The 10505-nt window shown below is 44.2% G+C and carries 11 protein-coding genes; 3 read left to right on the top strand and 8 right to left on the bottom strand.

Features of this window, described 5'->3' with window-relative positions; translation table 11 throughout:
* Both A3735_RS13615 and A3735_RS13620 read right to left on the bottom strand, forming a co-directional pair.
* The coding region (locus A3735_RS13615) for an efflux RND transporter permease subunit (RefSeq protein WP_197485892.1) at positions 1–1982 on the bottom strand (1982 nt) is incomplete at its 3' end.
* Positions 1982–3085 (bottom strand): efflux RND transporter periplasmic adaptor subunit, encoded by a 1104-nt coding sequence (locus A3735_RS13620; RefSeq protein WP_082865095.1) that lies wholly within the window; start codon positions 3083–3085, stop codon positions 1982–1984. The genes A3735_RS13620 and A3735_RS13615, both read right to left, overlap by 1 nt.
* Positions 3086–3399: 314 nt before the next feature.
* Between A3735_RS13620 and A3735_RS13625 the strand changes: the two genes are divergently transcribed.
* Entirely contained in the window at positions 3400–4080 is a 681-nt protein-coding gene (locus tag A3735_RS13625; RefSeq protein WP_231872087.1) for a phosphoglycolate phosphatase, read from the top strand.
* Positions 4081–4121: 41 nt separating this feature from the next.
* On the opposite strand, the gene A3735_RS13630 is transcribed toward A3735_RS13625, so the two are convergent.
* From A3735_RS13630 to A3735_RS13655, 6 genes are all read right to left on the bottom strand, one after another.
* Positions 4122–4379: a DUF6160 family protein gene (locus A3735_RS13630; protein WP_156499655.1), complete on the bottom strand. Its 258-nt coding sequence runs from the start codon at positions 4377–4379 to the stop codon at positions 4122–4124.
* Between the two features lie 11 nt (positions 4380–4390).
* The gene (locus A3735_RS13635) at positions 4391–5032 is read right to left on the bottom strand and encodes a glutathione S-transferase family protein (RefSeq protein WP_082865159.1); all 642 of its coding nucleotides are present in this window, start codon (positions 5030–5032) and stop codon (positions 4391–4393) included.
* 48 nt (positions 5033–5080) lie between these two features.
* Complete coding sequence (locus A3735_RS13640; RefSeq protein WP_068510461.1) at positions 5081–6115, bottom strand: AraC family transcriptional regulator; 1035 nt, start codon at positions 6113–6115, stop codon at positions 5081–5083.
* Positions 6116–6221: 106 nt separating this feature from the next.
* Entirely contained in the window at positions 6222–6905 is a 684-nt protein-coding gene (locus A3735_RS13645; RefSeq protein WP_068510459.1) for a DNA-3-methyladenine glycosylase I, read from the bottom strand.
* A gap of 2 nt (positions 6906–6907) precedes the next feature.
* Positions 6908–8356 (bottom strand): HD domain-containing phosphohydrolase, encoded by a 1449-nt coding sequence (locus A3735_RS13650; RefSeq protein WP_068510457.1) that lies wholly within the window; start codon positions 8354–8356, stop codon positions 6908–6910.
* Positions 8357–8489: 133 nt separating this feature from the next.
* On the bottom strand, positions 8490–8888 hold the full coding sequence (locus tag A3735_RS13655; protein ID WP_068510490.1) for a GFA family protein: 399 nt from the start codon (positions 8886–8888) through the stop codon (positions 8490–8492).
* A 227-nt stretch (positions 8889–9115) separates the two neighbouring features.
* Here A3735_RS13655 and A3735_RS13660 point away from each other — a divergent pair, with 227 nt between their 5' ends.
* Entirely contained in the window at positions 9116–9553 is a 438-nt protein-coding gene (locus A3735_RS13660; protein ID WP_068510455.1) for a DUF4124 domain-containing protein, read from the top strand.
* Positions 9547–10452: a peptidoglycan DD-metalloendopeptidase family protein gene (locus A3735_RS32385; RefSeq protein ID WP_068510453.1), complete on the top strand. Its 906-nt coding sequence runs from the start codon at positions 9547–9549 to the stop codon at positions 10450–10452. Before A3735_RS13660 ends, A3735_RS32385 begins: the two co-directional genes overlap by 7 nt.
* Positions 10453–10505: the final 53 nt, after the last annotated feature.

A 10505-nucleotide genomic window follows, 5' to 3' on the forward strand; every position in this document is an offset into this window, starting at 1 on the left:
ATCGCCTCCATTTCTGTGAGAATTTCTGACGCTACACGCCGCTTATCCCAATCAACAAATTGAAACTGAATTGAACCGATCACATCCTCGGCCATTGCATTCTGAGCTTGATTGAAAGAACGGGCATAAATTGATTCAAGCTCGTTTTTGCCTTCAATCAGACTTAAAAACCGACGTTCAACCTGTTTTAACAAGGCATCTTTTTCATGTATCGATAAGTCACCTCTAGCGTGAATAAGAACCTGCGCGCTATCCGGTTCGACATCTGGAAAGAACTCTACACCCTTTCCGAAAGCCCCATAGGCGACATAACTGAAGACTATGACGCCCAGTGCACCGATAAATGTTAAGCCCGGTCTCTTCAGCAAGGCACTCAAGCTTGAAACATAGGCCCGTTTCATCACACCGGCTTCTTCATTCAATGAGCTTATTGTATGCGGATGACCTCCATCACGTTCATACTCGTCTACTAACTTCCCTTTAGCCTTAGTTTGCCCTCCTAACCATGAGCCTAAAACGGGCAAAAATACCAGAGCCATAACAAGCGATGCCATCAAACAAATCATCACCGTAATGGGTAAGAACTTCATGAATTCGCCGACAACACCCGGCCAAGCAATCAAGGGAAGAAAAACAGCCAGCGTTGTCGCGGTCGATGCGATGATCGGCCATGACATCCGCTTTGATGCACTTGCGTAAGCTTTCGCTGCCGACATCCCTTTACTTTGATTTCGTGAGGCTAACTCGGCAACAACAATGGCTCCATCTACCAACATCCCGACAACCAGAATCAAGCTAAACAGCACCACAATATTCAAGGTCAAACCCATCATATTAATAATCATAATACTGCTAAGGAAGGATGCTGGAATAGCTATGCCCACCAAGAATGAAGAACGTAAGCCCAAAGCTCCAACAATGACGATCATGACCATAATAATCGCGCTCGACACGTTGTTTTGCAGATCTTGGAGCATATCTCTGATTTCGCCCGACTTGTCGAGAATAAACGTTTCCTTGACCGCAGCAGGCCAAAATTGACGTTTTTCTTTAACAATAGCCTTAACGCTTTCAATCACTTCGATAATGTTTGAACCGACACGCTTTTTAACTTCTAAAGACAAAGCAGACTCCCCGTTTACACGAGCAAACCCTGTCGGGTCTTTAAAGGAGCGCCTTACCGTCGCAACATCCCTAAAACTCACCACCCTATCACCAACCACTTTGATCGGCAGGGCCATAATATCTTCCAGATCCTCAATAACACCCGGCACTTTAATGACATGACGACCATAACCACTATCTATGGCGCCAGCAGCAACCAACTGGTTATTACGATTAACAATGCTCAACACGGTCTCAAAGTTTATCTGGTATGTTTCCAGTACCAGCGGGTCAACAATAATTTCCAATACTTCATCGCGCTCGCCGCCAATATCGACTTCCAGCACCCCAGGAAGCGCCTCCAAGTCATCTCTTAGATCTCTCACAATAGCCAATAACTGCCGCTCAGGAATAGGGCCTGCCAAGCTCATGCTGAAAACTGGAAACAGAGCGACGTTTACTTCATTAACTTCAGGTTCATCACTACTCGCAGGTAGCTTTGATTTGGCACGGTCAACCTTTTCACGGACGTCATCCAAGGCCGTATCACTGTCAAAACCGGCATCAAATTCAAGCGTCACCGATGCATGCCCTTCGGAGGCAACGGAGCTCATCTCTTTGACACCCTCTATCGACTTAAGCTCTTTCTCCATTGGCCGAATAAGTAGGCGCTCGGCATCTTCAGGTGAAATACCCTCATGCGACATCGATACGTAAACAATAGGAATGGCAATATCCGGCTCAGACTCTTTTGGGATACTCTGATAAGCAAAAATCCCGGATATTAGTAAAAATACCAAGACCAACAGCACAGCACGGCGACGCTCTATCGCCCAGTCGATTGGCGTTTTTGGTGCCGTACCAAAGTACTCTTTCATTAAGAATCTACTCCTGACGCCTTATCTTCTGCCGAAACTCGAACAGGGCTGACCTTTTCACCAACCGAAACAAAACCTTGCCCGACGGTAATAAGCTCAAGCACCTCGGGTAAACCGCCTAGCCAAACACCATCATTCTCGCTGCGTAAGAGTTCAACCGGATATGCTTTTACCCGCCCCTCAACATCGAGTCCTTTAATTTGCAGTTCACCCTGACTATCAAGGCTTAATAATGAAGGAGAAAGTTTGTGGGCTTTTTGCTGGCCAAGCAAAATACTAACGCGAGCGCTTTGGCCAAAGCGTTTTACTTGAGACGAATTCTGCGCCAAGGCCTCTATTCTGAAAGCGCGTGTCGCCAAATCAGCAATGCTCGATATATAAGTGATCTTGCCCTTTAGCTCAGTACCATTGAGTAACTTTGCCTCAACCACTTGCCCCAAAGCTAATTTGGCAACGTGCTGCTGAGGAACATCAGCACTAATGATAAGCGCCTGATCGTCGACAATTGTTGCCAACACAGTGCCTGGAGCAACGTAGTCACCCTGCTCAACGTGTAAGTCATTTAAAACACCCGCAAAAGGGCTAAGTATATGGGTGTGTTCGATTTCCAGCTCAACCTCTTTAACCGCGGCTTCAGCCGCCATTACATTCGCCTGATTTTGTTGCAGCTGATTTTCGGATAAGAGATTCTTTTCCTTCAGACTTAAGCTTGATTTCAACTCGGCCCTTGCAACCTTAAGATCCGCTTTAGCCCTTGCCAAGCGAGCCTGCCTATCATTCATCGCCAAATTGAGCACACGTTGACCGGCTGTCATTCGATCACCTTTCTTGGCGATCAATTTAGCAATAGCTCCTTCGGTCTCAGCACGAATATCAACATTTCTATCGGCATCTATTTCACCTTGCAAGTCGATACGCTGTGTGAGCTCCTGTGCCTTAAACTGCTTTACGGTCACGCGGAACAAACCTTCATCGCGCTGAGATGATTCCGCAATAACGTCCTGTCCTTGGTGCTCGGCATCATCTTTAAAATTCCCCGATAGAATCCACAGGGTAGCGACTATTGCCATAACAATAGAAAAAACTAAAGAGCGGTTCATCATGCCTCACTTAAAAGCTAATCAATCAATAAAGGATGGCCATTTAAAACGTCAGTAAACTAAGGCCTTGAGTTAATATCGATAGCATACACTAGAAGGGAAGAAAATTTTATGACCAATAGTCACAAAAAGTAAAATATATTGAACTCATATTCAAATAGCCTGTTTTTAAACACCACTAAAGCTTCCTTTAACAATTAAATTTGCTCCTTAATCCCAATAGCATGCAAAGACACGACAGGATTCGAGCTGCCATGTAGAATAATCGATAAGATCATCAGAAAATATTCTGAAAACTAACAGTAATAGGATTACATGTGACACTTATTGAAAAGGTTTGTAGCAAACAGGCTCGGCTCATAATGTTTGATCTGGATGGCACCCTCATTGATTCGGTACCCGACTTAGCCTTTGCTGTCGACTGTATGCTGGTCGACCTACAACGAGAGAAAGCAGGACAAGATAAGGTTCGACACTGGGTGGGCAACGGTGCTGCAATGTTGGTAAAGCGGGCTCTAAGCAATAAGATGATACCCAAGAAAGTAGATGGAGAGCTATTCCAACAAGCCTATCAAAGCTTTTTAGATCACTACCAAGACGTCAGTGGCCGACAAAGTAAACTTTACCCACACGTCAGTAAGACCTTAAAACAACTAAGAGAGCACTACCCTTACCTGGCAGTAATTACGAACAAACCAGAGCAATTCACTCCGGCACTCCTAAAGGCTCATGACTTACCTGAATTTGACTTGATACTTTGTGGTGACTCTTTACCAGAGAAAAAGCCTCACCCGGCTCCGCTTCTGCACTGCATGAATACTTTGGGGTGTCATGTCAGCGAGTCAATCATGGTGGGCGACTCGCTGAGTGATATTAAGGCCGCTAAAGCGGCTGGCGTAGCTGTTATCTGTGTTGAATATGGCTACCACCAAGGAGAAGATCTTTCCAGTTATCAGCCGGAGGCCTTGATCAGCAGCTTTGATGAGCTAGTGAAGTAACTAAAGAAAGAAGAGTGAAAGTTCTGCAGTTCATACTTACGTCATTTATCATCAGACAAAACATACACGATTCTAGGAGGCTCGGGTATATTATAATCTTGCTGCTTACGCGATTTGCCATTACCTGAGTCACCAAACTTGTAGAGAATTTGACCTATCGACAACTTGTACTCAATATCGATGGTAATCCCGGCCTGGCCTTTTTGTTCTTCTAGTGATTGGTCATCCAGTTCTTTTAGCTCTGCAGAACTAAAAGAACTCAGCGCAAGCAAGCTTAAAGCTAATAGCTGATATCTCAATTTAAAGCACATCATTCAGCACTCACTTTAACAAGTGCCTGCTGACATGCTTCGCGCTCATACAAGGCATCTTTATAGGCTTTCATACCGGGCAATAACTCAAACTTAAAGCTTTCCGCCCAAGCTAGGGTATGCGCTAAAGCAATATCAACCATGCTAAAAGCATCGCCTAAGGCAAAAGTCGGAGACTCACCGATCAGCTTCGTCAGTGCCTTTTGTGCCTTTTCGAACTCCCAAAAAGTAGTCGGCAGTACATCAGCGACACGGTGTTCTTTAGGAATGGCAAAACGATGCTTGCCGTTGGTCCACAAAGGCTGCTCCAAGTCGGACAAGATAAAGAACATCAGTTGGTCATAATGACCACGAAGTACCGGATCCGAAGCAGGTGGACATAAGTTCTTATCAGATACAGCGCCAAGATAATTAACAATCGCAGCACTTTCAGTTAATACCAAGGGGCCACCAGAAACAGAACCGTCAGCAAGCGTCGGCACCTTACCTTGAACATTCATGGAACGATAATCTTCACTGTTCGTGCCTTTCTCGCCCGCGCTGCCAAATTCTACCGAGATATATTCGTAATCAAGACCAGCCTCTTCAGCCGCCCAAACACAACGAAAAGAACGTGATGTACCCTTGCCATATAACTTCATCAGTTAACCCTCTATTTTAGTTTCAATGGGGTCAGACTCGATTGATTTTCAATCGAGTCTGACCCCATTGAAACTCTTTGCTCGAAACTTTGCAGGAGACTCGCCCGTCCATCGTTTAAAGGCCCGGCTAAAAGCACTCAATTCAGAAAACCCTAACAAAAATGCAACTTCACTAATAGAAACCTTGTTTTCCTTCAAATAACGCTCAGCTTCTCGCTGCCGAACTTCCTCAACCAAAGACTGAAAGGATACCTGCTCTTTTTTCAGTTTTCGATAAAGCGTATGACGGCTCATATTGAGAGCCTTTGCAGCACGCTCAACGTCCAGTTCTGCATCTTCGGCCAAGTGACGCCGAATAAAACGCCTGACTTTATCTTTGATATCAGAGCTTGAAGCAACCTTGCGAAGCAGCTTTTCAGCATAAGAGGTTAAAACACTAAGCAAATAAGGGTTGCCATGCTTCACTTTCAAATCAAGCGCCGATTTCTTAAACACAATACCAGTCTGCTCTTGAGAGAACTTAAGCTCGCCCTTACAGACTTCCTGATACTTAGCTATATATTCAGGCTGGGCATGCTGAAAGTTAAAGCACTGAACCTTGATTCTCCGACCTGTTAAATAATCACATCGTGCCAGGGCCGTTACCACCATACGCTCCATTTCGGAAATGCAATAACAGTCAGGTGACAAGCTTTTAAATTCTAGGGTTGCCCACTCATCGCCTTCTTTAAGGGTTAGACAAGCGGCCTCATTCACAATACTGAAAAAGCGCGCATACACCTGGAGCACATCACGAAGCGTCTCACACTGAAAGGATGCCTGAGCGACAACACTGAAGCGAGCCGGGTCAATTTCTTCACCTACATAAAGACCAATTTCAGCCTGCTGAGTATAATCCTTGGCGATATCCCAAATCTTGTTTAATTTAGAAATAGGAATACGAGCATCAAGGTTTTCAATATCTTTCCGACTAATACCTGATTGCTGCGCTAACTCTTGCTCTGACATTCCCCTATCAAGTAAGACATGATAGACATCAGAAATTGTACTAATACTGATGCTTGGAGAGGGTGAGGATGCCATGTTTAGCCTTTTTTGTTCTTATCATCTAGCTTCGTTGATCTACTTCACTGCTTTATTGGCCTAGTCTACGCAATACTAAGCCGATAGTTCAATAGTAAAGGAAGGCTTAACGCTCATAAATATCACCGTATGACAAACCTAAAAGCTGGCTAATTTTATTCAGGGAATAAGCTGTTTCTGCCTGCCATTGATCAATCGTTTCTTGTAACAAAGCCCAAGCTTTCTTTGAATTCGGCATCTTGTTAATGCTACCAGCTTGCGCTAGAGCTCCAACAACATCAGCTGAAAGAACCAAGGTATCTACACCTAGTCGCCGTAGAGCTATCTGACCAACCCGTCCACCCAAACGATTTCCACGCGCTTTTAGCAACTGAATATTATCTGTGAAATCTTCAGCTTTCCAGGATGCAAAAAACTCACCTAGAGAACGGTGCTCTTCTATAAGATCTAGTAAGAACATCGCATTTTCTCGAATTGAACTAACCTTTGCCCAATGCTTAACAATCTTGCCGCCTTTCATTTTCTCTTCTAACGCCTCATCAGACAATGACGCGCAATATCGCAAATTGAAGTTAGCGAAGGCTTCTTCAAAGGCGGGCCATTTATTGTCAATGACACTCCAGTTAAACCCTGTCTGAAAGACTATCTTTGAGAAGGCAGATAGCCAACGGTCATCAGATATCGCTAAAATTTCATCTGAGGATAAGGGGGAGTTAAGCGTGGCATTAACTTGCATTGCCCCGCCGTGACGAGCATAGGCTCTTTCTTCAATTTCCGTAAAAGACATCATCGCTAATGGTCATCCTTATATTCTGCTGCAATCTCCGTAAACTCGCCCTCACACGATATGAAAGCAGCCACCACTCTGGGGTCGAAGTGGCTCCCTTCACCATCAAGGATAATTGACTTAGCTTTGTCATGATCAAAAGCTGGCTTGTATACACGTTTACTAATCAAAGCATCGTAGACATCTGCCAAAGCCATTAAACGCGCAGACAGTGGAATAGCATCACCCTTTAAGCCTTGAGGATATCCGCTACCATCCCATTTTTCATGATGAGAGGCGGCAATCTCTCGTGCATAACGCAAGAAAGAATTGCTTCCCAAGCGGGCTTCGGCAACCGCTAAAGAGTCTGCCCCCAATTGCGCATGCGTTTTCATGATCATGAACTCTTCATCTGTTAGCTTGCCTGGCTTGAGCAAGATACTATCTGGAATACCTACTTTACCCACATCATGCAAAGGTGCCGACTTATATAAAAGATCCACCGTCTCAGCATCCAGATAGTCTTTGAAGTCGGGATGTGCACTCAAATGTTCCGCTAGCACACGGACGTAATGCTGAGTTCTCAGAATATGGCCACCGGTTTCATTGTCCCGGGTTTCTGCAAGCGAAGCTAGCGCTAGCACAGACACATCTCGAGTCAATTGAAGTTCGTCCCTATGCTGCTGCAAACTGGCAATCATCGCATTGGTACCCTCAGCCATACGCCCAAACTCATCATGACTGACTACCGGCACTCGCTGTTCCAGGTCACCATTCATCACCTCAAACAAGGTATGATTCTGGTAATAAAGGTACATATTCAAGTTTGTCACATAGGAATATATGATCCGAATACTATATACCAAGAGGACAGCAGCGACGAAGGCTACCTCTTTGAGAATGCTAATGCGCGCATCATTTATATCCAAATAACGGCTACTATCGACCAACCAACTTAGGTCTTTATTAATAACCAAAAAGAATACCGTCGAGATACTGAATACCAATACAATTGCCGCCGCCGAGAACTTCTTACCAAAGGAAAGAAAGTTCTCCCTTAACTGCAATGCCATCGACTGCTTAATGAGATATTGAGCAATATCTTTCTCTCTACCTAAAGATAAATCCAGCGCCACAAACGCGCCGAGTATTAAGGTGCCCATCACAACCTTTAATAAACTATCTAAAGGGGCGCCATGAAACACTAAATTGTGAATATTCAGAGCGATACCGGCGCCTATAAATAAGCTCAGATCTAGAAAGAATTGGAAAGACACCTGACGGTCAAGTGGTTTGCGATCTATCCAGGAAATACTAAACAAACGAATAGCTAGAGCAACGAGTATGGGGAAAACCAGGGTAGTTGCCGTTATCGATTCCAATAAGGGGCAGACTTGGCCGCCATATAGCATAAAAGCAATGGCTGCTAGCAAATAATGTGCGGCCACTCGTCTCTCAACTTTCACATGCCTCATAGTTTATTTCCCTGGATAAGCAGACCGAGCCACTGATGTAATTCGCGGCTATATTATTGTGACAAATTCTATCGCTAGAAGTTTAGTGGATATATAACAAAGTACTTTCCCATATATACGAAGCTCCCAACATTTAGACTTTGTGCTGCTCATAGCGTGGACGCTCGGCTTTGGCGTCAAACCACTCTGACTTGGACTCACAGAAGATCTCATATTGCGGCCCAGGGAACTCCCCTTCAGTGATAGTTCCAAGCCTTAGTCTTATTGTTTCGGGCATATCGGTTCTTTGACTATATAAAGGACTTCCGCAGTTGCTACAGAATACGCGCTTTTTATTAGGGCTCGACATGAAAGTCTTCAAATGATCAGCGCCACTCGTAATGGTGAAGTATTGACTCTCTATAGGTGCGTTAGTAACAAATGGCGTTCCTTGAGCCTTTTTACACTGATGGCAGTGGCACATCGCAACCTCTTGGATATCAGCATCATATTGATACTGCACCTCTTCGCAAAGACAAGTTCCTTTTATCATGTATCTCTCCGGCATTTTTATCCTAATGAAACAACATAACCTGTAGACCTCTGTAGCTCAAGCATTTCTATAATGAGAAGTATTCACTCTAGCTAACACAAGTACCTTCGGCCTAAATCGCTTATCAATTCCTTTAGCATAAACCGCTACTTTTGTTAGAATAGCTCCCTTATCAGGGACTATAAAAGTTAGTATGAAAAAAGCATACTAGACAAGGGAGTATTTAAGTGCAGACCAAACTACTATTTTTTATCACGCTCTGTGTACTGGTGTTACCAAATGTGAGTGCTGAGGTTTTTCGCTGGACTGACGCCAATGGGCAAGTTCATTTCAGTGATCACGCTCGAGCGCCTTCTGCTGCAAAAGAAGTCGAGATCGACACAAGCAAAATGAATATAACCAGTGAACTCAGCTCACCCGAGCAGCTTCAACGCCAGGCAGAAGATCTGGACGCATTACGCCAGCAAAAACTCGAACAATGGCAGAGTAAACGAAAGGATCAACCTACAAAGGACGATTGGTGTAATTGGGCACGATCTTATTTACAGACGATTGTAGGTCGTGTTGTTTTTCTCGATGACAATAATCAAGCTGTCAAAGTCTCTGAAAAAGAGCGTAAAGAACGGGCCCAGAAACTGGCAAAAGAGATAGAAAAACGATGCTAAAGATAAGCTTCGTTGCGCTGACGCTAGCATTGATCTTTGCGTTCTCGGCTCAAAACGTATACGCCCAAATATACAAATATCAAGGTAGTGATGGTAAGTGGCACTATAGCGATAAAAAACCTGCTTCCAAACAAACAAAAGTTGAGAGTATCAATTACCAAAGCAAAACTAAGAAAACACTTAAACCTCATCTCGTGCTTTCACACAGTGACAATGGAACTGACTTTATTGTTCACACCCCCTATTTTGCACCAATTCAAATATTCTTAAGTGTTGGCACGCATAAACTAAGCAAGCTTATTCCAGAAAATTCACAAGAAGCAGTATATCAAAGCCAAACCCGCATTTTTTCTGGCGAACATCGTTTCTTCTATGTGATCGGCTCCCCTGACAGTCGTCATACACAAAGCCACTACTTACCACCATTCAAAAACTTTAAACCAATGAAAGTCACGCAAAGCTTCAAGGGCCGCTTTAGCCACAATTCGCAACCAAGCCTATATGCAATCGATATTGGTATGACAGTAGGAACCCAGATTAGCGCAGCGCGCGGTGGAGTCGTTATTTCGACAAAAGATGACTATGCCTCAGCTGGCGTTTCAAGCCCTTTTTTTATTGATAAAGCGAATGTCGTAAGAGTTCTTCACGATGATGGAACTTATGCGGTGTATGCACATTTACTCTTGGGCAGTATACGAGTGAAAGCTGGGGATAAAGTTAAGGCAGGTCAAATCTTGGCGCTCTCAGGGAACACGGGTTACTCCACAGGCCCACACCTACATTTTGTTATACGTAAAAATGACAAGGGGCGGAGCAAGTCTCTACCTTTCAAACTAATGCAAAAAGGAAGCCCACTTAAACCTGAGCAGGGCATGTGGTTGCTTCCAACTGGGCATTAAAATATTTACTTGATTCCTAGCTTACTTAGGTCGCTGAGCTCTCGAGTTGCCAT

It is taken from the genome of Oleiphilus sp. HI0061 (assembly GCF_001635675.1).

Coding starts and splice junctions, on each gene's coding strand:
- A3735_RS13620 (WP_082865095.1), bottom strand. CDS start 3,085: ATGATGAACCGCTCTTTAGTTTTTTCTATTGTTATGGCAATAGTCGCT.
- A3735_RS13635 (WP_082865159.1), bottom strand. CDS start 5,032: ATGAAGTTATATGGCAAGGGTACATCACGTTCTTTTCGTTGTGTTTGG.
- A3735_RS13640 (WP_068510461.1), bottom strand. CDS start 6,115: ATGGCATCCTCACCCTCTCCAAGCATCAGTATTAGTACAATTTCTGAT.
- A3735_RS13645 (WP_068510459.1), bottom strand. CDS start 6,905: ATGATGTCTTTTACGGAAATTGAAGAAAGAGCCTATGCTCGTCACGGC.
- A3735_RS13650 (WP_068510457.1), bottom strand. CDS start 8,356: ATGAGGCATGTGAAAGTTGAGAGACGAGTGGCCGCACATTATTTGCTA.
- A3735_RS13655 (WP_068510490.1), bottom strand. CDS start 8,888: ATGATAAAAGGAACTTGTCTTTGCGAAGAGGTGCAGTATCAATATGAT.
- A3735_RS32385 (WP_068510453.1), top strand. CDS start 9,547: ATGCTAAAGATAAGCTTCGTTGCGCTGACGCTAGCATTGATCTTTGCG.